The 22,902-nt window shown below is 44.5% G+C and carries 18 protein-coding genes and 1 pseudogene; 9 read left to right on the forward strand and 10 right to left on the reverse strand.

Features of this window, described 5'->3' with window-relative positions; translation table 11 throughout:
• Positions 1–67 precede the first annotated feature (67 nt).
• The gene (locus tag RIG27_RS31780; RefSeq protein WP_446351062.1) at positions 68–214 is read left to right on the forward strand and encodes a hypothetical protein; all 147 of its coding nucleotides are present in this window, start codon (positions 68–70) and stop codon (positions 212–214) included.
• Between the two features lie 113 nt (positions 215–327).
• Here the strand turns inward: RIG27_RS31780 and RIG27_RS31785 are convergent, their stop codons facing one another.
• From RIG27_RS31785 to RIG27_RS31795, 3 genes are all read right to left on the reverse strand, one after another.
• Positions 328–828: a hypothetical protein gene (locus RIG27_RS31785; RefSeq protein WP_446351063.1), complete on the reverse strand. Its 501-nt coding sequence runs from the start codon at positions 826–828 to the stop codon at positions 328–330.
• 433 nt (positions 829–1,261) lie between these two features.
• The gene (locus tag RIG27_RS31790; protein WP_446351064.1) at positions 1,262–1,933 is read right to left on the reverse strand and encodes a type IV pilin-like G/H family protein; all 672 of its coding nucleotides are present in this window, start codon (positions 1,931–1,933) and stop codon (positions 1,262–1,264) included.
• 260 nt (positions 1,934–2,193) lie between these two features.
• The gene (locus tag RIG27_RS31795; RefSeq protein WP_446351065.1) at positions 2,194–2,340 is read right to left on the reverse strand and encodes a hypothetical protein; all 147 of its coding nucleotides are present in this window, start codon (positions 2,338–2,340) and stop codon (positions 2,194–2,196) included.
• Between RIG27_RS31795 and RIG27_RS31800 the strand changes: the two genes are divergently transcribed.
• The 3 genes from RIG27_RS31800 to RIG27_RS31810 all read left to right on the forward strand — a co-directional run bounded on the left by RIG27_RS31800 (position 2,339) and on the right by RIG27_RS31810 (position 4,868).
• A complete protein-coding gene (locus RIG27_RS31800; RefSeq protein ID WP_446351066.1) occupies positions 2,339–3,985 on the forward strand; it encodes a hypothetical protein in 1,647 nt (548 codons plus the stop codon). The two genes, RIG27_RS31795 and RIG27_RS31800, sit on opposite strands and share 2 nt — an antisense overlap.
• A 112-nt stretch (positions 3,986–4,097) precedes the next feature.
• The gene (locus tag RIG27_RS31805) at positions 4,098–4,271 is read left to right on the forward strand and encodes a pentapeptide repeat-containing protein (protein WP_446351079.1); all 174 of its coding nucleotides are present in this window, start codon (positions 4,098–4,100) and stop codon (positions 4,269–4,271) included.
• A 189-nt stretch (positions 4,272–4,460) separates the two neighbouring features.
• Positions 4,461–4,868 carry an endonuclease domain-containing protein gene (locus RIG27_RS31810; RefSeq protein ID WP_446351067.1) on the forward strand — a complete coding sequence of 136 codons (408 nt, stop codon included), beginning with the start codon at positions 4,461–4,463 and terminating at the stop codon, positions 4,866–4,868.
• 526 nt (positions 4,869–5,394) lie between these two features.
• Here RIG27_RS31810 and RIG27_RS31815 read toward each other — a convergent pair.
• The 4 genes from RIG27_RS31815 to RIG27_RS31830 all read right to left on the reverse strand — a co-directional run bounded on the left by RIG27_RS31815 (position 5,395) and on the right by RIG27_RS31830 (position 8,167).
• Positions 5,395–7,041: an alpha/beta hydrolase gene (locus tag RIG27_RS31815; protein WP_446351068.1), complete on the reverse strand. Its 1,647-nt coding sequence runs from the start codon at positions 7,039–7,041 to the stop codon at positions 5,395–5,397.
• 11 nt (positions 7,042–7,052) lie between these two features.
• On the reverse strand, positions 7,053–7,202 hold the full coding sequence (locus RIG27_RS31820; protein WP_446351069.1) for a hypothetical protein: 150 nt from the start codon (positions 7,200–7,202) through the stop codon (positions 7,053–7,055).
• A 30-nt stretch (positions 7,203–7,232) separates the two neighbouring features.
• Complete coding sequence (locus RIG27_RS31825) at positions 7,233–7,559, reverse strand: hypothetical protein (RefSeq protein WP_446351070.1); 327 nt, start codon at positions 7,557–7,559, stop codon at positions 7,233–7,235.
• A 383-nt stretch (positions 7,560–7,942) separates the two neighbouring features.
• Positions 7,943–8,167, reverse strand: a complete 225-nt coding sequence (locus tag RIG27_RS31830) for a hypothetical protein (RefSeq protein WP_446351071.1) — start codon at positions 8,165–8,167, stop codon at positions 7,943–7,945.
• A 282-nt stretch (positions 8,168–8,449) separates the two neighbouring features.
• Between RIG27_RS31830 and RIG27_RS31835 the strand changes: the two genes are divergently transcribed.
• Both RIG27_RS31835 and RIG27_RS31840 read left to right on the forward strand, forming a co-directional pair.
• Positions 8,450–10,573 (forward strand): S-layer homology domain-containing protein, encoded by a 2,124-nt coding sequence (locus RIG27_RS31835; RefSeq protein ID WP_446351072.1) that lies wholly within the window; start codon positions 8,450–8,452, stop codon positions 10,571–10,573.
• 348 nt (positions 10,574–10,921) lie between these two features.
• Entirely contained in the window at positions 10,922–13,504 is a 2,583-nt protein-coding gene (locus RIG27_RS31840) for a M1 family aminopeptidase (RefSeq protein ID WP_446351073.1), read from the forward strand.
• A 617-nt stretch (positions 13,505–14,121) separates the two neighbouring features.
• Here RIG27_RS31840 and RIG27_RS31845 read toward each other — a convergent pair.
• Positions 14,122–14,631 carry a TerB family tellurite resistance protein gene (locus RIG27_RS31845; protein WP_446351074.1) on the reverse strand — a complete coding sequence of 170 codons (510 nt, stop codon included), beginning with the start codon at positions 14,629–14,631 and terminating at the stop codon, positions 14,122–14,124.
• A gap of 187 nt (positions 14,632–14,818) precedes the next feature.
• Here RIG27_RS31845 and RIG27_RS31850 point away from each other — a divergent pair, with 187 nt between their 5' ends.
• Together RIG27_RS31850 and RIG27_RS31855 are read left to right on the forward strand one after the other, a co-directional pair.
• A complete protein-coding gene (locus tag RIG27_RS31850) occupies positions 14,819–16,396 on the forward strand; it encodes a flavin-containing monooxygenase (protein ID WP_446351075.1) in 1,578 nt (525 codons plus the stop codon).
• A gap of 129 nt (positions 16,397–16,525) precedes the next feature.
• Positions 16,526–17,401 carry a class I SAM-dependent methyltransferase gene (locus RIG27_RS31855; protein WP_446351076.1) on the forward strand — a complete coding sequence of 292 codons (876 nt, stop codon included), beginning with the start codon at positions 16,526–16,528 and terminating at the stop codon, positions 17,399–17,401.
• Positions 17,402–17,966: 565 nt separating this feature from the next.
• On the opposite strand, the gene RIG27_RS31860 is transcribed toward RIG27_RS31855, so the two are convergent.
• Both RIG27_RS31860 and RIG27_RS31865 read right to left on the reverse strand, forming a co-directional pair.
• On the reverse strand, positions 17,967–18,515 hold the full coding sequence (locus RIG27_RS31860) for a Uma2 family endonuclease (RefSeq protein ID WP_446351077.1): 549 nt from the start codon (positions 18,513–18,515) through the stop codon (positions 17,967–17,969).
• A 77-nt stretch (positions 18,516–18,592) separates the two neighbouring features.
• Positions 18,593–22,486: a HEAT repeat domain-containing protein gene (locus tag RIG27_RS31865; protein ID WP_446351078.1), complete on the reverse strand. Its 3,894-nt coding sequence runs from the start codon at positions 22,484–22,486 to the stop codon at positions 18,593–18,595.
• A gap of 351 nt (positions 22,487–22,837) precedes the next feature.
• On the opposite strand from RIG27_RS31865, the pseudogene RIG27_RS31870 reads away from it, so the two are divergent.
• Positions 22,838–22,902 (forward strand): annotated as a pseudogene (locus RIG27_RS31870) (IS607 family transposase); the annotation flags it as partial.

Consider the following 22,902-nt stretch of genomic DNA (forward strand, 5'->3'; position numbering starts at 1 on the left):
CTTGCCATAGCGGGGGTAAATTATCCCCCTGGTAAAGGTTAGAGTCACCCACAATCGGTGTTAGAGTTTGTGCGATCGCATTCATTTGTCATTTGTCATTTGTCATTTGTCATTTGTCATTTGTCATTTGTCATTCGTCATACTCGCTACCCTTGAGAAGCCAGCTACGTCATTCGTCATTTGTCAGAGTTTGAGGATTATTGATACAAGTTAATATATTGGGTTTCGACTTCGCTCAACCCACCAGCATACCAGTCAGTGACATTCTATTGAGGTTCATTTCCACTGACTTACTGACGAATCAGGCAGAGGGTATAAAAGTAGAGATTAATCAGCTAGTTTCTGTGGTGGCATACCCAGGAATTGGCGAATTAGGTTGACTGTCTCTAGCTTCTGCTGTAGGGGTTTCCCGTCCGATTTAATAGACAAATGTTTCCCTGATTTCAAAATAATCGCGATTTGATAGTTACTTGTCCGATCCTGATTCCAGCTTGTGGATTTGAGTTGCACCTGAAAAATATCACTCAGGGGATATAAGCTGAGTTGGGTTTTAAACAATCCCCGACGTTTAATCAATAGACTGTTTGTCTCTTTGTCAAAGTGATAGATAAAAATACGTCCGGCACAAACCAGTAAGAGAATACCCGCCACTAGATTAAATGCGAATAAGGCATGCAAGCCTAACATATAAACAATCCAAGGTAGGACTAAGCTGACGAGAACAATGAGTAAAGGAACGCTAAACACTAAGCATCCAGAGAGTTGCCAAATAAAATAGGGGCGATGTCGAAGTTTCAGTTGGGTAGGGGTTTTTTCCAAAATAACCATAGTTGAATAAGTCCTAATTGATAATCTAAATGTAGGGGCGCAAGGCTTGCATGGGTGTCAAGTTAAGTTTGAAAAGTAATACTGGCAAGGTTTTAAGCTGTGTCTATCTACTCAGCGGCATTTTCCCCCTCATCCCCTAACCCCTTCTCCCAACCCCCCTCGTTCCCCCCTACAAGAGGGGGGATGACAGCGGATGCTTCGCTTTTGTTGCACGGGAGAAGGGGAACCGGAGTTGGGACAGAGGATACTTCGCTTTTTTTTCATGGGAGAAGGGGAACCGGGCTCTCTTGCTCTTGCTCCCCTCTCCCAAGCTTGGGAGAGGGGCTGGGGGTGAGGGCTGGCGTGGGAGAGGGGTTGCGCCCTTATCTAAATACTTCATTGATGTAAGCAACCCTAAATTAACGAAGCAGTTGGATAATTGTTCAACTTATTCCTATCGAGATAAATCGATTGTCCCTTCACCGCAAGCCAGTTCACCCTTTTGATAAATTGGCGATGCAGGCTTAATTGAACCCGGTATATCAGCTTCACATAGAATAGCAACTGTAGTTATTTCATCCGATGCAGCATCAACATCAGTTGCGGGAACGACAAAAACACCACCGACATAACTCCGAACTTTGTCCTGACGAGATATGCCATAGTTAAATGCAGCATTGTCAGTTATCTGAGTTGAGTAGGCATAGCTTTCTGTTTCAGTCTTGATACCCAAACCTAGATCAGGAATATTACTACTAAAGCTTTGTTCAGTTAAATAGTAAGCTTGCTGGGCGCGGTTCATAGAACCCACATAAGTTTTACCTTCTGATTGTTTATGTTTCTGACTGTGATTCAAAAAGGTGGGTGCAAGTATGTAAATAAATCCGGCTATCAGTAACATCAATCCTAGAAAGCATCCTACACCAGTTGCATCTGTTCCAGTTTTCCTACCCATGAGATTAGGTTTTAACTCTACACCTTGATTAAAACAGGTAACACTTTGAGAACATGACTGAGAACTTATCGACTTCTCATCGACTTGATTTGAAGATTCGTAGGGTGCGTTAGCGCCAGCGTAACGCACCAGCCAAGGTAAAATAGCTAACAAACTCGACTGGATTGACACCGCTAAAATTGTTAAACAGATTTGACGTTTAAACCGGGCGCACGTCGTCAGAAATTGGGCGCACGTCGGTGCGCCCCTACAATTTTAATCCACCAATTAAGGTGTACCAGCCGTAGTGCCGTGACCCAACTAAAATGGTGCAATAGATTGGGTACGTAGTGAGGGCTTTAGCCCTCTCCAGCTAGGCGTTAGAGAACTAAAGTTCTCACTACAAACAAAGTCCTATTTTAGCTGTGTCAGTCCGCCATCGTGCGTTAGCGTCAGCGTAACGCACCTGCTAAGGTGGAATTGCTGAACTCCAAATGCCGTGTTCCGAGGTCAAAATTCCCTGTTCCGATACCCTGTAAAGACGTGCCATGGCGCGTCTCTACATTATCACCCTGTAACCATTCCCCTAAACCCATCATGACAAACGAATCTGGACTCCCCATCAGCAAGCCAACTGCATTGGTTCACAAACCAATGGAACTCAACTTAAAAGAATTCTCAAAAGCCGTAGGAAAAGGAGGTATTGATTTCTTTTTTGGCAAGTGGGATAGTTTAGCCGGGGATGGAGTTGAAGCCCTATCTGCCCTCGGTTTAGCTGAAAATGCCAGTGAAAAAGGGTGGTGGCTGGTTTTTCGCTCATTACTTCAAGCCATTAAGAATCTGGTTGATGAGAAAACAGAAATTGAACCCAAAAAGTTTAATCTCAAACCCTTAAAAAAGGGGATTGAACAGGCATTAGAGAATAGTCGCTTAATTTTAAACCAAAATTTTTTTAACCATCCCGATAAAGACCCGATTATTCAAGCGGTTAAACCTGCTTTTCTAGACTGGTTAAAGCAGTGTAACCTCAGTGAAGCCGACGCCATTGCCATTAGTGACCGACTCCCCATCTATTTTGCTGCCGCATTACAGGATGAGTGGAGGCGTCATGCTAAAGACTATGCTGGACTCAAAGAACAGTTAGATACTCCTTTTACCCAAGCCAATGACAGACTTCAGGCATGGTTTCGCTATGGGACTTGGCTACAAAAACAGGTAGAAGAACCGATGTTTTTAGAAGCCTTTAGCCTCAAGCGGGTGTATGTACCGCTACGGGCGTACTATAAGCGTAAAGTTGAGAGACAAAACGCTGAAGACTTAGAACCGAGACTGACCAATCGTGAAAAATCTGAGCAAGTCGTCATTGAGTTAGACAAAGAACTAGAAACCTGGCTGAATAAAGCCCATAAAGATGATGCCATTCGCTTAATTAGTGGCAGTCCGGGGAGTGGCAAATCCTCCTTTGCTAAAATGTTTGCCGCCAACCTAGCAGAAACAGATAAGATTCCAGTTTTATTGATTCCTCTGCATCATTTTAATCCCGCCGATGATTTAATTGATGCTGTGGGTAAATTCGTCCATACAGACGGCATTTTACCGCACAATCCCCTAGCCGCCGACTATCGCGAATCTCGTCTATTGATTATTTTTGATGGACTGGATGAGTTAGCCATGCAGGGGAAAATTGCTGAGAAAATTGCCCAAGATTTTGTCCGAGAAGTCCAGCGCACCGTTGACCGATTAAACCAGCGAGAACTCTGCTTACAGGTACTGATTGCCGGACGAGAATTGGCAGTCCAGGCAAATGAAACCGACTTTCGCAAAGAAGGACAAATCCTGCACGTTTTGCCCTATTTTCTCCCTGAAGATAAGCGGAAAAATTATGTCGATACGAACCAGCTACTAGAACAAGACCAGCGCCAGAATTGGTGGCAAAATTATGGTGCTGTGAGTGGTTATGGCTATACGGGTTTACCCAATGAGTTAAACCAAGGCAATTTAACTGAAATTACCGCTCAACCCTTGCTCAATTATTTAGTGGCTCTCAGTTTAAGACGGGGAGAACTAACCTTTTCCCAAGACACTAACTTGAATGCTATTTATAATGACTTACTCAAAGCCATTTATGAGCGAGGGTGGGCAGGACATCAACATAGAGCGATTCAGGGAATTGAAGAAAAAGATTTTGTCCGTATTTTCAAGAAGGGTTTCAAGATGATGCAAAAGCTAGCATTACTCGTTTGATGACGGCGTTCTATTTCCGTCAAAGTGGACATAATGATTCAGGAGATAAAACCTTCTTAATTTTAAAGATTTATACAGGGCGAATCTTGAAGGGGCGAATCTTCGAGGGGCGATTCTTCGAGGGGCGATTCTTGAAGGGGCGATTCTTGAAGGGGCGAATCTTCGAGGGGCGATTCTTGAAGGGGCGATTCTTGAAGGGGCGATTCTTGAAGGGGCGAATCTTAAGGGAACAATCCTTGAGGGCAAAGTACCGATTAGCTCTCCAGAAACCGAGCAAACTTTGTAGGTGCGGTTGAGGAATGTAGGTGAAGCCTTCTCGGAGAGTAACCCAACTTCGATGAGCGCCTGTTGGGTTTCTGACTTTTGACGGAAGTCGAGAAACCTGAGTCGGGGCGGGTTTAGTTACATCGGGGTGTCACCGAGAAGATAGTAGTAAAACCCGCCCCTACACAATTCACTATTAAGAGGTAACGCCGTGAAAAGAACTGAAAATGTAGAGCGATGGGAAGTTCCGAGACAATTAGAACAGAAGATGATAGAAATTGCCCGTCAGTTTCGCAAGGAACCAACGCGGAGTGAAGCAATATTATGGCAAGCCCTGCGGAAAAAGCAGCTAGAGGGGCGAAAATTTCGGCGTCAGCAACCCATCGGGCGATTTGTGGTTGATTTTTTCTGTGCTTCTGAGCGGTTGATTGTGGAGGTTGATGGTGGAATTCATGAGTCTCAGAAATATTTGGATGAGCAACGACAGCAAGTTTTGGAGTCTTTAGGGTTACGATTTGTCAGAGTGAGTCGTGAGGAGGTGGAGAGGAATTTGGCAGGGGTTTTGAGTCGAATTTGCGGGGAGTTTGGACACCCTCATCCTCCATTGGTGTCAAGTTAAGGGGGTGTCTGTGTACTTCTTGGCATTTTTCCCCCTCATCCCCTAACCCCAACTCCGGCCCGTGGGGAGAAGGGGAACCGGATAGTGCATCAATTTTTTCCTCTTTTATCAAGTGAAAATAGAACTAAAAATAAGCTTAATTTGCTCTGTTATTCACTGGGAATACATAACCTAAAGTCCCCTGTATTCTCCCCTACTGTGTCTATCTACTCCTCGACATTTTCCCCCTCATCCCCTAACCCCTTCTCCCACCGTGGGGAGAAGGGGAACCGGACAGCCGATCAATTTCTTCCTCTCCTATCAAGTGAAAATAGAGCTAAAAATAATCTTGCTATTCTCTATTTTTAATTGAAAATACATAACCTAAAGTCACTTTTATTCTCCCCTCTCCCCTGGGTGGGAGAGGGGCTGGGGGTGAGGGGTTTTAAGTTAAATGTCGCTGAGTTAATCTGGGTTCGTAGTAGGCACTTTAGTGCCAGAAGCGCTAAAGCGCTTACTACAAACTCTAAAGTCAGTAGCATTCGTTTTAAGTTAACCGATTTTCCAGACGCTGAAACCAGCGCGATCGCACAATTCCAATTCCTACCCCAATCGGTAACACTAACAATAGTCCAAACACTTCCAGCGCGGCGATTCCCTGACTAGCAACTTGACCAATATCCCCACGGCGCTGATGCAATAAGACGATGAGTAACACCACCAAACCTCCGATTAATCCGGCGTCTTTTCCCGATACTTTACCCAATCCGGTTACAGTCAGCGGACGACGTAACCATTGAATCAGCCAAGTCCCTACGTTTTCCACCCCAGTTAAAATGATACCGGGTTGAACTAACTCACATCCGATGATTAGAAAAAAGAGCCAATTCGGTTGTAACTTAAACGTGTATGTCTCAAAAAAAGCCACTTTCATGGCGATGCTATAGTTATAAACAATAAAAATAATCCATTGCAGTAAAAATTGGGGTAATTTGAGCCATGATAGAGGATAATGCCACCATTCAACTGCACCCCGGAGTAAACCCGATAAGCAGAAAGCAGCTAACCCTAAACCGAAATACAATCCGGTAATTCGTACCGCTTGGTTAATCTTTCCTGGATGACGCAAACCATAATTACTGACCAGTTGCAGAAGGCTACATAAGACTAAAAGATTACTCGTTCCAGCTATCCAGCAAATCAGGATAACAATCCCCCAAAATCCAGTGACACTGGATCGGATTCTTACTTTTAGTCCTCTCTCCAAACCTCTCTCCTGCTCTTGAGAAGGCTTTGAATTCTGCCAACGCAAAACTAGCCAAACACCCCCCACAATACTGCCGCTAACTGTACCAATCCCGCCCACAATAAACCAGGGAACTATTAAAGGCTTGTCTTGAAGCGGCAGATCAAAAGCCTGTTGTGTCCAGTGAATCACTTGACGGATTAACTTTGGGTCGTAAGGTGCAGTAAAATGATCCGTGGTATCAGAGATAACTAACCGACGCGCGGTTCCGTTCTCAAAATTATTACAAATCCCATCCGGACAAACCGTTTGCCACATTTGGCGCAACTCTGACGGTGGATTCAGTTGTTCGTATACGCCAACACCGAGGAAGAGATTGTTGGGAATGGTGGGCGTGGCAAATCCACTGATACTCAGGACAACTGTGGCTTGTAGTTGAGACTCAAGTTCAGCTAATTTTAATGCCGTGGTTCCCCCCATAGAATGACCCGCAATACCAATACGTTTAGCATCAAACTGGGAGGGATGCGATATGTCCGAGGACACGCTTCGCGATCGCACAAAGTCTAAGATGGCTTTTGCATCAGCGACGGTACTGGCTTCGAGGCGTTCAATCGATTTATTTTGCATCCCCAAAGAGTATGATTCTCCATAGCCGCCAAAGTCGAAGGGAATGGCTGCAATTCCATGTCTGGCTAATTCCATGGCTAAAGGCGTCATGCTTTCTTTACTCGCATTCACCCCATGGCATAAAATCATCACGGGTTGGGGTTTCGGTGTCGTTTTAGGCGTATAAATGCGAGTGATTAAATTCTGTTTAGCGTTGATCGGAATCGCGACGGATTGAGATTCTATACCAAGGGTTAGGTTAAAACTCGTCCATAGCAGTAGTCCCATACAAACCAGGAATAAACTTAATCCTAAACTCCGGTAATAACGCTGATTCATCCCATTCCATCTCAACGACTAACTAATAAACTATCTTCCTGACGCGACGCCCGCGATCGCACTCGTTGTCCGCTGTTTATATCGGTTGACTGAACCAGGAGTTCAAACCCGAATATCAGCAAGATAAGTAGTAAACCAATATAATAATGATGTTCATTCATTGTCCTTCGTCCTTTGTCATTTGTCCTTTGTCATTTGTCCTTTGTCAGGGTTTGAGGACTATTTACAAGACTTAGTACAGAGCCGTTTCCTCTTGTCCAACTACTTAAGGCGATCGCGCCACTTATCCCCAACACCGCCAAGAGAATCACCACACCAACAATCCAGAAGACTTGCTGCGGCGATTTCGATGTCGCCGGGATAAATTCAAAGAAAGGAATCGATTCCGGGTTAGTCAGTGAGATATCGTGCAGATTTCCATCCAGTTGCTTTTCATCTAGAGCGTATGTACTATTGAACGACTTGAGACGCGATAAGCGGGTTGAGGATTCATCAGTGTATTTTTGATAATGCATCATTTTTCTCCTTCTCTCAGATGAACCGTTTCGCGATCGCGTTCCGGGAATCAATAGCCGAATACATCCTGTCTATGTTTTTGTTGTAATCGGAGAATATAGAGAGTAGTGGCTTTGTGTAGAGACATTCACAGATGTGCATTAGGATCTAGAGGATAATCGATTTGACTCAACATCCTCATTCAAACGGATAGTTATCGGAGTTTATGACTGAAAACTTTGAGAACTCATCGGCTTCTCATCGAGATGCAGATATAGCGCTACGCGCCAGCTCCCCCAGCTCCCCCAGCTTCCAGACGTGCCATGGCACGTCTCTACATTGGCTCCCCCAGCTTCCCCAGCTTCCCCAGCTTTTCCTATCTACTAGGTTTGAGCGCAACTCGGTATTACTTACTTTCAGAGGGTACGGATTGAATCGGCGTCTCTGAACTCACTAGATTTTGAAACGTAGCGATAATTAAAGGTAAACCAATAGCCAGCGCCAGAATCAGCGCCATCCACTTAAACCAGATCATCTTCGGGCGTCCTTTCGCCGGATAGCCACAAATCATGCAAATTTCATCATTCGTGCTAGTTAGGGAACCACACACCTTACAGGGTTCTAAAGCCATTGTTTTCCGGGAAATCAAGCCATACTCATTCTAGCGCCGTGATCGTAGTAAGGGATGCAAGCCGACTCCGGCTTGACAGAAACCACTTAACCCGCACGTCTGTCAAATTAAGTTGAGAAGGTGATTTGAAGGTTAAAAGTATGTCTTTTTAGGGAACCGTGAGTCGCTAGATTTCACCCTAATGAAGGATGATTTTTGCTACAAGTCGAGCCTATGCTGGGAAACATTCACCATTATCTCAAGTCAATACTCTCATTATTGTTTCGATAGATAGATTACATTATGGCTCAAACTCTTTACGTTAATCCCGCTACCGGAGACGATAGCGCGGCGGGTGACCAATCTGCTCCCTTTAAAACCTTGTCCAAAGCCCTGCAACAAGCCCAAGCCGATACAACCATCCAACTGGCGGCGGGAACCTATAATGCGACGAGTGGCGAGATTTTCCCACTGCAAGTCCCATCTGGGGTCAAACTTGTCGGCAATGAAGGAAATAAAGGCAATGGTATTGTAATTGAAGGGAATGGCGAGTATATTAGTCCCACCCTGGCTCAACAAAATATAACCTTTTTACTGGAAGATACAACAGAAGTACGCGGTGTCACGGTGACGAATAAAGCCACACGCGGCACAGGAATTTGGATTGAATCGACTGATCCGACGATAACAAACTGTACCTTTACTCAATGTAATCGCGAAGGGGTTTTAGCTACCGGAACCGCTAAACCTAACCTTGTTGATAATGACTTTATTGATAACGGTGGGAATGGCATCTCCTTTACCAAAAAGGCTCAAGGAGAAATTAAGGATAATACCTGTAAAGGAGCAGGTTATGGGATTAGTATTGATGGCGAGGCGACGCCGCGAGTTGTCGATAATCTTATTACCGAAAACCGATTCGGAGTGGGAATTTCTGTCGATTCTAAACCTATCCTGCGAGATAACACCATTGAAGATAATGAAGAATACGGTATTGCTGTAACAGGTAATGCTGAGCCTGATTTAGGCAAAAGCCAAGACGATCCGGGTAATAATATTTTTCGCAACAACGGCAAATTTGCGATTCTCAACTCCAGCAAAAATACGCTGCTGTCTTGGGGAAATCAGTTGACGAGTAATCAAGTGAGTGGATCAATTAACATTGAAGGCAGTATCAGCGATGGTGGCGGTGGAAATGGTGGAGATGGTGGTGACGGTGATGGTGATGGTGATGGTGGAAGTAAAACACCGGATAGCTTCTCCGATATTCAAAACCACTGGGCAAAACCCTTTATTCAAGGATTACTCGACAAAGAATTAATTAGTGGCTTTAAAGATGGTACATTTAAGCCCGATGAAAAAATGACCCGCGCTCAATATACGGCGTTATTAGTGAAAGCCTTCAACCCCTCGACGAAACGGGATGGGATAAATTTCACCGATGTTGCTGATGATTTCTGGGCAAAGGATGTGATTCAACAGGCTTATCGCGGCGAATTCCTATCGGGTTTTCCTAACAATATCTTTAAACCCAATGATAATGTGCAACGGGCGCAAGTGATTGTGTCTTTGGTGAATGGATTGGGGTTATCGGCAAGTGATGGAACAGTGTTGAATACCTATAGCGATCGCGACGCTATTCCGGATTATGCCAAAGATGAAGTCAACACGGCAACGAAGAAAGAAATTGTGGTGAGTTATCCCAAGACGGAACAACTTAACCCGACAAAAGATGCTACCCGCGCTGAGGTGGCGGCGATGGTGTATCAGGCGCTGGTTGATGCGAATCAGGTGAGTGCAGTTAACTCAGACTATATTGTTAGCGCTATTTCCGATGATGACCAACCCAAAACCTTCGCCGATATTCAAAACCACTGGGCAAAACTGTTTATTGAAGGATTACTCAACAAAGGCTTAATTAGCGGGTTTGGTGATGGTACATTTAAACCCAATGAAAAAATGACCCGCGCCCAATATGCGGCATTATTGGTTAAAGCCTTTGACCCTGAACCCAAACGGGAAGCCAAAAACTTCCTCGATGTTAGTGATAAGTCTTGGGCAAAGGATGCGATTCAAACAGCCTATCGCGGCGAATTTCTGTCTGGTTATCCCGGTGATATGTTCCGCCAGGGAGATAATGTAGAACGGGTTCAGGTTCTGGTGTCTTTGGTGAATGGATTAGGATTATCAGAATCCGATGATAATGCCTTAAATGTTTACGAGGATAGCGATGATATTCCTGACTATGGTAAGGAGGAAGTAGTCACAGCAACGAAAAAACAAATTGTGGTGAATCACCCCGATGTCAAAAAACTTAATCCAACCAAAGCGGCTACTCGTGGGGAGGTGGCGGCTATGGTTTATCAAGCATTAGTGGATGAGAATAAAGTGAGTGCGATTGATTCGGATTACATTGTGTCCGCTTAAAAGGGGAACGTATTAACCCATCATTTATGTAGAGACGCGCCATGGCGCGTCTCTACAATGGTGCCGAACGTCCTAATCGATGTGTCTATTGCTATATAAGGTAGGGTAAATGATAGACGCTCCCGTGAATAGTGGTGGGTTACGGCGGATATTTCATTAAATAGTTATTGTCCTGAGAAAAACACCGCCTAACCCACCCTACGAAAACTTATTTTTTGAGCCATGATTGCTTAAGATTAAGAGAGTTCCCCGTTAGAACCTTAATTCGGATTGACCGACAGAAGGGGAGACAAGCTAACCTGGAAGGAAGAGATCCTTGTAGTTGTTCTGTTAACGTTTGACACATTCATGGCACAGTCTTATTTTGATTCGGATCAAAACGGTCACAAGTCCTTTGAATTACCCGGTGCTAGACCCCACTACAACCCCGATCGCCCGGGACAAGTTAATCATATTTTCCTGGATTTGGTCTTGGATATCCCCAAACAGCGCTTAGAAGGGAATTGTACCATTACCCTAACGCCAGTGCGTGATGATATCCGTCAGTTTGTCCTGGATGCAGTGAACCTGACGATTGAATCGGTGCAGATTGATGGTGAATCCCAACCCTTTGACTGTGACGGGGAACAACTACAGATCCAACTCCTCAACCCCACTGAGGCGGGGAAAGAGGTAAAAATCGCGATCGCGTATCATGTCGAACATCCGCAACGGGGTATCTATTTCATCACTCCCACCCAACATTACCCCAACAAACCCACCCAGGTGTGGACACAGGGAGAAGATGAAGACTCCCGCTTCTGGTTCCCCTGTTTCGATTATCCCGGTCAATTAGCGAGTTCTGAACTGCGTGTCACGGTTCCTAAACCCCTAATCGCCATATCCAACGGGGAACTGATTGGAACTCAAGACGAGGGCGATCGCACAACTTATCACTGGTTACAAAACCATGTTCATCCTACCTATTTAATGACCTTGGCGGTGGGTGACTTTGCTGAAATTCGGGATGAATGGCAAGGAAAACCCGTTACCTATTATGTAGAAAAAGGGCGGGAAGCCGACGCGCGGCGCAGTATGGGTAAGACGCCAAAAATGATGGACTTCTTTAGTCATGTCTTTGGCTATCCCTATCCTTATCCCAAATACGCCCAAGTCTGTGTTGATGACTTTATCTTTGGGGGGATGGAAAACACCTCCACCACCCTACTTACCGATCGCTGTTTACTGGATGAACGGGCGGCGCTTGATAGTCTGCGTACTGAGAGTTTAGTCGCCCACGAATTAGCACACCAATGGTTTGGCGACTTGGTGGTGATCAAGCATTGGTCCCATGCTTGGATTAAGGAAGGAATGGCGTCTTATACGGAAGTCTTGTGGACGGAACAGGAGTATGGTAAAGATGATGCGGCGTATTACCTACTTAATGAAGCCCGCACCTACATACACGAAGACACCTCCCGCTATCGCCGCCCCATTGTTACCCATATTTATCGAGAAGCCATTGAATTGTATGACCGCCACCTTTATGAAAAAGGGGCTTGTGTTTATCATATAATCCGGGCAGAATTGGGGGATGAGTTATTCTGGAAAACCATTCAAACCTTTGTCCAAGATAATGCTCATAATACCGTAGAAACTGTTGACCTATTACGGGCAATTGAAAAAGCTACGGGTCGAAATCTTCTATTTCTGTTTGATCAATATGTCTTCCGAGGGGGTCATCCCGACTATAAAGTTAGCTACACCTGGGATGGGGATAGCCAGTTAGCTAAAGTTACGGTTGTCCAAACTCAAGTGAAAGAGAGTCAAAATGGTAGTAAGAATGAGCGATTTGACCTAAAAATTCCCATCGCCTTTGGCTACACCGACGCGGATTCCCCTCTGAAAACGTTTAAGGTTCGCATTCATGAACGGGAACAGAGTTTCTATTTCCCTTTGGAGAAAAAGCCCCAGTTTATTAGTTTTGATGCGGGGAATAATTACTTAAAAACAGTTACACTGGAGTATCCGTTAGCTGAACTAAAAGCCCAACTAAAGCATGATCCTGACCCCGTTTCCCGGATTTACGCCGCCCAAGCGTTAGTGAAGAAGGGGGGATTAGACGTGGTTCAAGCCTTAGCCGAAGCCTTGACAGATGATCCGTTCTGGGGGGTGCGTGTTGAAGTGGCTAAACAATTGGCAAAAGTCAAACTGGATCAAGCCTCTGTTGCTTTAGTCGCTGGATTGCAGGATAAAGATGCACGGGTGCGGCGATCGGTTGTTGAAGCCTTGAGTCAGGTGAAAACGGTAGAAAGCTATGAAGCATTAAACCATCTTTTAGAGGTGGGGGATGCTAGCTATTACGTGGAAGCGTCTGCGGCTAAAGTGCTGGGCAAACTGGTGTCTGGGAGTATGAAGGATAAAGCAGATGAGGTGCTACAATTATTAACTACCATTCTCAATCAACGTGCAGGTTGGAATGAAGTCGTGCGATCGGGTGCGATCGCGGGATTGAGTCAGATGAAGTCTTCACCCCAAGCGCTAGATGTAATTATGGAGTACACTAAGCTGGGTGTTCCTCAACCCTTGCGATTGGCGTCAATTCGGGCTTTAGGTACGATTTCCACGGGTCAAACCCCGAATAAGCTAGAGGAGATATTAGAGGCGTTAGAGGAGTTATCCGGGGAATCGTTCTTCCTGACTCAAGTGGCGGTGGTTTCCGCCTTAGCCCAAATGGAGACGGTTAAAGCGATTGGGGTTTTGCGATCGCTTTGTGATCAAACACCGGATGGGCGTGTGCGTCGGCGGGCGGAAGAGGCGATTCAAACGGTGCAGAAGCGAGTGGGTTCAGACAAAGCGATTAAACAGCTTCGCGAAGAACTCGATCAGATTAAGCAAGAGAATCAGGAACTCAAAAGCCGCCTAGAAAGCCTGGAAGCGAAGTCGTCTTGATTTGTCATTTGTCATTCGTCATTCGTCATTCGTCATTTGTCATTTGTCATTTGTCATTCGTCATTTGTCATAGTCGCGAAGCGAGAAGTAGGGGCGCATAGACGTGCATTGGTGTCAACTTAAGCTCAACCCCTCACCCCCAGCCCCTCTCCCACGCCGGGGAGAGGGGAGCAAGAAAATCCTCTTGAGGAGGTGATCATTGTTTGGGAGTTAGGGGTGAATTCGATAATTTTATCGGGAAACGCTCCAGGTCAAGAGAGGGGTTATTTTAGCGTTTGGGGTGGGGTGCGATCGCGTTTGTTTTTTGAATGCTGAAAATCTTCTTCAGGAGACGATAACTGGGATGGGTTTATCAAAGCGCGTTGGCGGAGCCTGTTCCGAAGAGAATGTATCGCATTCACATTTTTGACTGGTTCTGATGCTTTAACTGATGCCTAAACCTTGTCCTTGCTTAGGACAATGAGCGCTATTCAGGTGTTTATCATTTGCCCTTAGTGAAGGGCGGGCGACCCAAGTAAATTGAGTGTGCCAGCGGGTCGCCCCTACAGGATAATTAAAAATAATACAATTATCCCTTTCTTTGCTAGAAACGTTACATCCAACGTCTGTACAAACCTCTAGTCATGCACGGGACTGCCATCAGGGAACAATAACTGAATACGTTGTTGTTTCAGACGTTCTTCTTCGGCACACAGTTTTTCAATTTCTTCTACTACGTCTTCAGCAATCCCTAGAGCCGCAGCCGCTTGACGGACAACCTTTTTTTCTTTGTCGTGATAAACGCCATCAGCTGCAGAAACTTTAATCGTAAAGTAGATTACAGCTTGGCGAGATTTATTGGTTGTCTGAGTTTGAGAAAGTACCTCTACTATATCTTCATTTGCCGGATAGGTTTCTAATTCTTGCAGTAGCTCTTCTCGGTATCCACAAGCCGCCGCCCGACCCAGCGCCCACTGTCTTTCTTCATTCGTCAGTGTCCCGTCGCCATTAGCGGCAATGAGTTGAGCCTTGAGAAAAGTGGCATGTACTTCTACTGGAGGAATCTCTTCAGGCTGCCAACCCCAGACATCCTGGTAGTACCAATTCACTGTCCGTTGACGAGCGGCATCAATTTGGTTTGTCGTCATAGTTTCTTTTTTCCTTTCAACGCTAAACTATCGATTTTAACTTTCTCTCAATATCCTCCCAGACAATCACGCTTTTTTTTATTTTAAAAAATTATTAGTAAAAATTATTTAATAAGTTTTTTTTATACAAAAACTGGATAGAAATTCTAATATAAGGTATATTGTATATTTAATTCCTAAAAATTATATGTTAGATTGCATTGTGATTGGAGCCGGACCCGGAGGTCTAGTGACAACCAAGGAATTACTCGAACAAGGGGTGCGCGACGTTGTCTGTTTAGAGCAAGCCGAGGATGTAGGCGGCGTTTTTGCGAAAACCTACGACAGTTTAGTTCTAACCTCGTCTTGCACCTATAGTATGTTTTCCGACTTCTGGATTGGTGATGGAAAACAGCACGAATTCTGGACAAAGAATGAAGCGGTTGACTATTGGAAACGATATGCCAAACAGTTTGGTGTGTTAGAGAAAATTCGGTTCAACGCCAAAGTTGTAGCCCTGGCGGAGCAGGAAGAAAACCAAGGATGGCACGTTCAATTGGCATCTGGAGAGACTTTAGTTTCAAAACGAGTGGCATTGGCGATTGGTAACAATAGTATCCCGAATTATCCAAAATGGAAAGAATTCTTAACGGAGGTAGAATTTTCCCATTCCCAAGACTATCATAATGCTGAGGGCTTTGCGGGCAAAAATATATTAGTCGTTGGCGGCGGTGAATCCGGTTCAGATGTAGCCTTAGAACTATCTCGTGTCGCCAAGAATTGCTGGGTTAGTCTACGCCATTCAACCGGGTTTGTTGTACCTCGCCATAGAAATAATCGCGCCAACGACATCGCTAGCAATCGGGGCATATGCGGCTTACCCAGAGACTATGGACATACCTTGAGTAAAATTATCCTGCGACAGTGGTTAAGTTACAACAATCCCGTTGATCAAACTGCCGTTACCCTGAATCAGAAAGTTAAGTGCAGAAACGGAGTGTGGGGAACATACGGAACTAAAACATTCGCCTTACCCAAGGCAATTGTGGAGCATGGGTGTGATGTCGTTGGTGAAATAACCACGGTAAAAGATGGTGGCAGAACCTTGCTCACGGCTGATGGGAAAACTCTGCAAAATTTAGATGCGGTAGTATTTTCTACGGGCTACAAAAACTATGTACCTTTCCTTCCCGATGAACTGAAGCAAACTGACCCCCGGAGCCTTTACAAACATATATTTCATCCCCAGTATCGAGACAAAATCGCTTGGATTGGCTGGGCACGTCCGGGGTTCGGAAGTCAGTTTCCGATTATGGAAATGCAAGCCAGATTGTTTGCTTTGATTTGTACTGGGGAAAAAACGCTTCCGGCGGCGGAAATGGAGCAAATAGCATCGATAGATCGAGAGAACTATTTAAACCAGTTTGAACATAATGCCCTTCGCATCCGCAGCTTAGTTGATTATCATAGTTACATGGATGATCTGGCTGATATAATCGGTTGCAAACCTCCATTGTGGAACTACTTTTTCTTACAGCCTCGCCTCTGGCTGCGTATTGTTTATGGTGCTACCAATGCAACGCAATTTCGTTTACGAGGTCCCGGTGAGAAGAAAGCGTTGGCTCAAGAAATAATTGCCAAGTTACCCGTCGGTTCCTTCAATTACTTTTTCCTTGCTGGTCTCAAAGGTCGCGTGATGTATGGGTTCAATGCTATCGTTAAAGGGGGAACCCAATTCTGGCAAAAAATCAGAATTGGACAAGGGAAAGCCAATGCATTGCGATAAGGAGTGGAAAGGATCTGTTTGTTTCAAGCCGCTTCATCCCTATGCCTATAGTCTAGCCAGGACAAATGTGTTTTCTTGCCTATGCCGAACCCAGGTTAATATATTTACTCCTATTACAGGAGTTTGTAGATGTCTGTTTTTGTTACTGATAATTACCCAATGATGGTCAACTTTGCGGAAGGAGATATTGCAAAATTGATGCGTAAAGGTCATCCTCAAATTGCTGAAGGTGACACCTACATCATGAGACTGGTTAAACAACATTGCCAACGCCTAGAACCACCCGTTCGTCTGCTTGATGTTGGCTGTGGTACTGGCTATTTTGCGTCAAGGTTGCTCAAGCAGTTCTCGGAAATCGAACTGATCGCGGCAGAAGCAGAACCTGATATTGTGGTTAAATTAGAACGTCGTCTCGCTAACACTAATGCTAAAGTATTCAACTGTCCCTTTGAAGAGTGGAACGAACCCGTAGATATAATCCTCTCTTGGGGCGCTCACCACCATTTGCCGTCAAACTATTTAATTCACGCCAAGCAGGTGCTAAAAAAAGATGGCGTTTTCATTGTCGGGGATGAATTTTGCCCAGATTACTGCGATGAAACTGATGCAGTACGGATTGCTAACGCTGAACTTATCTACATCGCGAATGGGTATATTTTGACAACGGCGGCTGAGGTAGAAAATTATAAACGTTCAGGGGAGATTCCGCCTGTGGCATTGGAATTTGAACGGCGTCGGCAACAGGCACTCTGGATTTGGTATAGGTATGTTGTTGACTACGCCATGGAAAGGAATTGTATTGAAGTCGCAATCGACGAACTCCGAGCAACGTATAATGACCTAATGACGGGTTCTGGCGATGAACACAAAATGTCCCCACGGATTGCTGAACAAGAATTCAAACTTGGCGGTTGGCGGCAACTCTCCAAAAAGTCTTTGGGTTCTGCTAATGCACCGGAATTCCAAAGCTTTGTTGTCTATGAGCTAGAGCATCAGTGGGCGTAACCCCGGTTCGCGATCGCAACCAGTCAAAAGCCGACTCACTTAGCTAGTGATTGATCAATTGCTGTAATACATAAGGGGTTTTATATCCAGAAACTGTAGGGGAAAAAGATGTGCGCCCTCCGAATAATGCTGCATCAGGATAATTGAACCCTGAACATCACCTGAACTGGAGGATAACTCGAATGGGTTTATCAAAGCGCGTTGGCGGAGCCTGTTCCGAAGAGAATGTATCGCATTCACATTTTTGACTGGTTCTGATGCTCGCTTCTGATTGAGATACATTGTTCAAGGCTAGGACAATGAGCGCTATTCAGGTGTTTATTATTTTCCCTGGCGTCTTGGGCGACCCGAGGCAATTTAGTGGACTCCGTTGTTGATTTGTACCAGCGGGTCGCCCCTACAGGAGCATTAAACGGAATTCAATTATCCTTGCTAATACTATTGCTTGGTCTTGTATCTGTCTCCAAATCGACCCTATAGGCTGGCACATTTTCCCATTATGAAGTAAGTCTCCCACAAAACCATGGCATTTGTCAACACTGAAATAGAAAATATTTGAGTCATTCTAGGCTAATAGTTCATCAACGGTTATACTGAAACCGGGTAAAACAGTTTGTGTACTTACCACTTCCCCAGAAGTAAACACTAATCTCTGGTTTTGAGTGGCGATAATAATCCAACGGCTTTCTGGAAAGACTAACCAAACTTCTTTACCCCCCGATTGTAAGTATTCTTGGGCTTTGATAATCACATCTTCAGCTAAATCAGTGGGGGAAACGATTTCTGCACTCAGGGGAAAACTTCGGGGGAGGACTTTTGCATCACCATATTGGCTGACGAGTTCTGGGGGAAGATAGGCGACATCGGGACAACGCCCTTGTTTATTAGTGCGACAAGGTGCTTCTGTATAGACTTCTCCACCTAGTTCACTGGAGTTTTTATGGGTTCTCCAGTAATAGGAAAGTTTGGATTGAATTCGACTATGTTTGAGTGTCATGCCATTTTTTTCGATTAATTCTCCATTGACCCATTCTGTACTATTTGGGGGATTTTCCATCCAGTCTTCTAGGGAGATGGGTTGGGGGTAAATGGTGGGAATTGTTGAGGTGATCATGGTTAGGGGTGAATTCGGTAATGTTTATAGGGTAACGCAGAGGAACGCAGAGGGTAGCGCAGAGGTTCGCAGAGGGGTTATTGTGGCGTTTTGGGTGGGTGCGCGTTTGTTTGTTTTTGGCGTAATTTGTCCAATTGTTCGCGGGCAAAGCGTTGCACGTTAGGATCTGGATCGTATGCTATCCGGTTTCGTAATAATTTTGGTGTCTGGGGATGGTGAGGATATTGTTTTAAAATGATCTCAAGTGCAGTTTTTCGAGGGTTATCTAACCACAAGCCTTCACAATAAATATCAAAGGGATCTTTAACAGCACAGTGACACAAAAAAATCAATAGATTATTGTTATTTTCTTGGCTACTTGCCAACTCCTTTATTGCTATTTTCCGCACTGTTGCATCGCTGTCTGACTGAGCGCAAGATTTTAAAAAAGTCAAAATATCAGCGTTATCCTTCCCACCACGAGCCAACTCTTGTATGGCAGTTTTTCGCACTGTTGCATCACTGTCTAACTGAGCGCAAGACTTTAAAAAAGTTAAAATATCAGGATTGTCCTTCCCACCACGAGCTAACTCTTGTATTGCCGTTTTCCTCACTGTTGCATCCCTATCTGACTGAGCTTTTATCTTGAGATCTGCTTCAGCCTTTATCTTGAGATCTGCTTCAGCCTTTATCTTGAGGATAAAAATCCTGATATTTGGGTCATTGCCCCAACCAATATCTAGTTCGTTTAGAGCAATTTCTCGCATATTTTTGTCAGTATATGACAAGGCGTATTTTTTAATAAAATTTAAGACTTCAGGATCATTTTTTCCGCAACGAGCTAACTCTTGCATGGCAGTTTGTCGCACTGTTATATTTCTATCTGACTGAGCGCGAGATTTTAAAAAAGTTAAAATTTCAGGGTTGTCATGCCTGCCACAAGCCAACTCTTGTATTGCCGCTTTTCGCACGATTGCATCGCCATCTGATTCGGCTTTTATTTTGAGAATAAAACTATTAATATTTGGGTCGTTTTTCCAGCCAAATGCTAATTCTTGTAGAGCAGTTTGTTTGATTAATGTATCGCTATTTGACTGGGCGCATGACTTCAGAAAAGTTAAGGTGTCAGAAGCATCCTTCCAACTATGAGCCAACTCTTGTAGAGCGAATTTACGCACAGTTGCATCGCTATCTGACTGGGCGCATGACTTCAGAAAAGTTAAGGTGTCAGAAGCATCCTTCCAACCACGAGCCAACTCTTGTAGAGCGAATTTACGCACAGTTGCATCACCATCAGAACGAGCGCAGGTTTTGAGAAAACTTGAGGTATTTAAGTCATTTTTATAATCATGGACTAACTTTTGTAGAGCTAGTTTTCGCACGATTGCATGACCATGAGACTGAGCAAATGCTTTGAGAAAAGTTAAAGGCTCAAAATTATCCTTGCCACCACGAGCTAATTCAGATAAATGCCAATTTTGAATTAACTCTTTCAACACTATCTCTCTCACCCTGGAAGACTTATCGGAATAGACGCAAGATTTAAGCCAAGGTAAGGTAGCAGGATGCTCTTTCCAACCCTTAACGATCTCCTGTAGAATAGCCAGTCGCACATCCGAATTCTTATGAGACTGAGCGCAATGTCTTAAAAGCCGAAATGTATCAGGATGCTCTTTCCAACCCTTAACGATTTCCTGTAGAATGACTTGGCGTACAGAAAGAACGTCATTTTGAGCCAGACGAGATACCAACCAAGGTAAAGTTTTGCTGTCCTCTTTCCAAGTTGATGCAATCATCGCTATCGATTGAGTCCTAATATCAGTGATTACGCTAAATTGTTTTTGACTAAGCTGTTTGTAATTTCCCCACTGGCTTAATTTTTTGAACAGATTGAGTAGTTGAGTTGCCGTTTCACTAATCTGGGAACGACTTCTGACTTCTGTGAGACATTTAGCCGCTAAAAATAAATTCCTAAATTTAGCCGTTTTACCATTCTGCCTAATTAAATAATCAATAATTTCCCCAACAAACTGCTCATCAATCATCGCCGCAATTAACCGCAGTACCTCATGCCAACTCTCCTCCTGCCAATGTTTGCCAAATACCTCCGTCTTAAGTTCCTCTATGGAAAGCGATTGTTTCTCTTTAAATTGCCAGACAAACTCCCACGCACAGAAAAACTCCAGAAACGTGCGATGGACAAAGGAATAACAATCAGCACCAGAAAAACATAAAATAAAATTTCGTTCCCGTAACTGCTTAATAATTAACCGAGACACCGTTCGCGGTTTTTCTACGTCTTGTAGCGTCTCTAAATATCCCGCCAAAATCCGTTCCAACTCATCCACATTAATTAAATTCCCGGCTAACCCTTGAGGTGCGGCTTGCATCTGATACGCCACTCGCCGCAACATCGCCTGTTTTTCTTTGCGAGTAATCGTGTCGGGGGACAGTTTTTCATCGGGGGGTAATCCTTTCTCAATATCCCATTCATGGAGGAGAACCCGCGATGCTTCATCGTAAAGTTCTGCCCGTTCCCGTGGCAATTCTCGGTTGCGATTTAAGATTGCCATCATGGTTAATAATAATGGATTTCCGGCTAATTCCCGAATCGCGGGTGACTCATTAATTGCCCGTTGTAAACGGTTTTGCAGTCGGGGTTTATCCGGTTGATTGCCAAAGGCTAAATCATGCCATTTCTGTACAAATGCCTGAATTTGCTCGGCTTCAAAATCCTGTAAGGTAAAATGACGAAACTGGGCATCCCGTAACCGTTGGGCTTTATACCCAATAATCCGAGAGGTTACCATGACTCGAACTTGGGGATATTGATTCGTAAAGCGGATAATCTCGGTAATTAGCGTATCTCTAGCAACGGGGTCAAATATCTCATCTAAACCATCAAATAAGACAAATGCATCCCCGGCTTCTAAGACTTCATCTAAGCGATGTTGATTCAGATGACAAATCGCCGCCGCCCCCTGATGGATAAACTCCAAGAAGGTTTTCGGTAACGTGCGATCGCGGGCATAATTCCGTAATTCTATCAGTAGAGGAATCGTCTGGGTCGGTTTCTCTGCCCAATCTAGCGCCACATATTGGGCTAATGTGGATTTCCCGGAACCTGGATCACCTAAAATAACGATGTAGGGGTAATTGGGTTGATGGAGTATGTCTAATACCGAACGAATCGGCTGTCGGTAGTAGGTTTCCCGATACTGTTCCAATTCTTCCGGGGAAATCTGTTCATCTAACTGATTGACATCTTGTAACCGTTTCAGATAATCTCTAGGAATATCATAAAGCGGCATGGCTTCCCGCACCATTTGAGGGACAAACACCTGCCACAATCGCATCGGGTACTTGTAACTACCGGGATCTAAGGTTTCTAATTTGAGATAGCCATAGAACTCTTGTAGGCTTTCCCGATATTGGCGTAGGTCAAAATCTGGGATAATACCTGCGATCGCGTCAGTATTGTCTCGAATGGCTTCTAGGTTCTGGGAATCGAGAATCATTCTTAATTCATCAGACTCTCGACAGATTGCTTTCACTCGCCGGAGATACTGCTGAGTAATCGCTTGCCAATCAAATTCCGGTGGTAATGGCTGCAATTGCAAGGTTTCCCAGGTTTGGGCTAAGGTATACCCATCCAGAGAACGACACCCCTCGGCAAAGGCTTGACTTAACTCCTCCTTAACCGCCTTATTATGAATAAATGTCTTTAACTCCCCCTGATAAGGTTTCAATTCCTCCTGACTCAACCCCCAGGTTTCTAACTCCTCCTGTACCAGTTGCAAGAATTCCTTCAGCGCTTTACCCATGGCTTTCACCAGAGGTTCTTTGTTGAAGCGTTCCGGTAAGGCTTTAATGCGATCTTTGAAGAAATCTTTTGTATAATCCTCTAAGGTTCCCTTCGCCAACTCCTTGAGGACATCCCCAAAGACGAACCCAACCGCATTAGCAACCCCCCAAACAACGAGCGCATCCATCCGACACTATCCAACGACTCATCCGTATTTTTCTACTCTAGTCGCCAGTGGGTCAATGATAATCTTAACGACTCTAATCTTGATTTCACCCTCCCCCTATAGTGGTGTTGAATCAGGATGAAAATAGACCCTATAGGCAGGCACATTTTCCCATTATGAAGTAATCCTCCCACAAAACCACTGCCTTTGTCAACACTGAAATGGCAATTATTTTTCCCGTTCGGGAGTTAGGGGTGAATTCGATAATTTTATCGGGAAACGCTCCAGGTCAAAAGAGGGGTTAACTAACAGTCCGTAAATATCTAGACAATTATTGACATAACTGGACATTTTCTATGATATAATTAGGCAATGTCTAGTTTAACCCCCCAAGAAGCAGCTACTCTACTAGGTGTGACGGTCAAAACTTTGCACCG

The sequence above is a fragment of the Coleofasciculus sp. F4-SAH-05 genome (assembly GCF_040222985.1).
Lineage (GTDB): Bacteria > Cyanobacteriota > Cyanobacteriia > Cyanobacteriales > Coleofasciculaceae > Coleofasciculus > Coleofasciculus chthonoplastes.

Coding starts and splice junctions, on each gene's coding strand:
- RIG27_RS31795 (WP_446351065.1), bottom strand. CDS start 2,340: ATGATGGGTTTAGGGGAATGGTTACAGGGTGATAATGTAGAGACGCGC.
- RIG27_RS31820 (WP_446351069.1), bottom strand. CDS start 7,202: ATGAATGAACATCATTATTATATTGGTTTACTACTTATCTTGCTGATA.
- RIG27_RS31835 (WP_446351072.1), top strand. CDS start 8,450: ATGGCTCAAACTCTTTACGTTAATCCCGCTACCGGAGACGATAGCGCG.
- RIG27_RS31855 (WP_446351076.1), top strand. CDS start 16,526: ATGTCTGTTTTTGTTACTGATAATTACCCAATGATGGTCAACTTTGCG.
- RIG27_RS31785 (WP_446351063.1), bottom strand. CDS start 828: ATGGTTATTTTGGAAAAAACCCCTACCCAACTGAAACTTCGACATCGC.
- RIG27_RS31860 (WP_446351077.1), bottom strand. CDS start 18,515: ATGATCACCTCAACAATTCCCACCATTTACCCCCAACCCATCTCCCTA.
- RIG27_RS31830 (WP_446351071.1), bottom strand. CDS start 8,167: ATGGCTTTAGAACCCTGTAAGGTGTGTGGTTCCCTAACTAGCACGAAT.
- RIG27_RS31815 (WP_446351068.1), bottom strand. CDS start 7,041: ATGAATCAGCGTTATTACCGGAGTTTAGGATTAAGTTTATTCCTGGTT.
- RIG27_RS31825 (WP_446351070.1), bottom strand. CDS start 7,559: ATGATGCATTATCAAAAATACACTGATGAATCCTCAACCCGCTTATCG.
- RIG27_RS31800 (WP_446351066.1), top strand. CDS start 2,339: ATGACAAACGAATCTGGACTCCCCATCAGCAAGCCAACTGCATTGGTT.
- RIG27_RS31850 (WP_446351075.1), top strand. CDS start 14,819: ATGTTAGATTGCATTGTGATTGGAGCCGGACCCGGAGGTCTAGTGACA.
- RIG27_RS31840 (WP_446351073.1), top strand. CDS start 10,922: ATGGCACAGTCTTATTTTGATTCGGATCAAAACGGTCACAAGTCCTTT.
- RIG27_RS31865 (WP_446351078.1), bottom strand. CDS start 22,486: ATGGATGCGCTCGTTGTTTGGGGGGTTGCTAATGCGGTTGGGTTCGTC.
- RIG27_RS31845 (WP_446351074.1), bottom strand. CDS start 14,631: ATGACGACAAACCAAATTGATGCCGCTCGTCAACGGACAGTGAATTGG.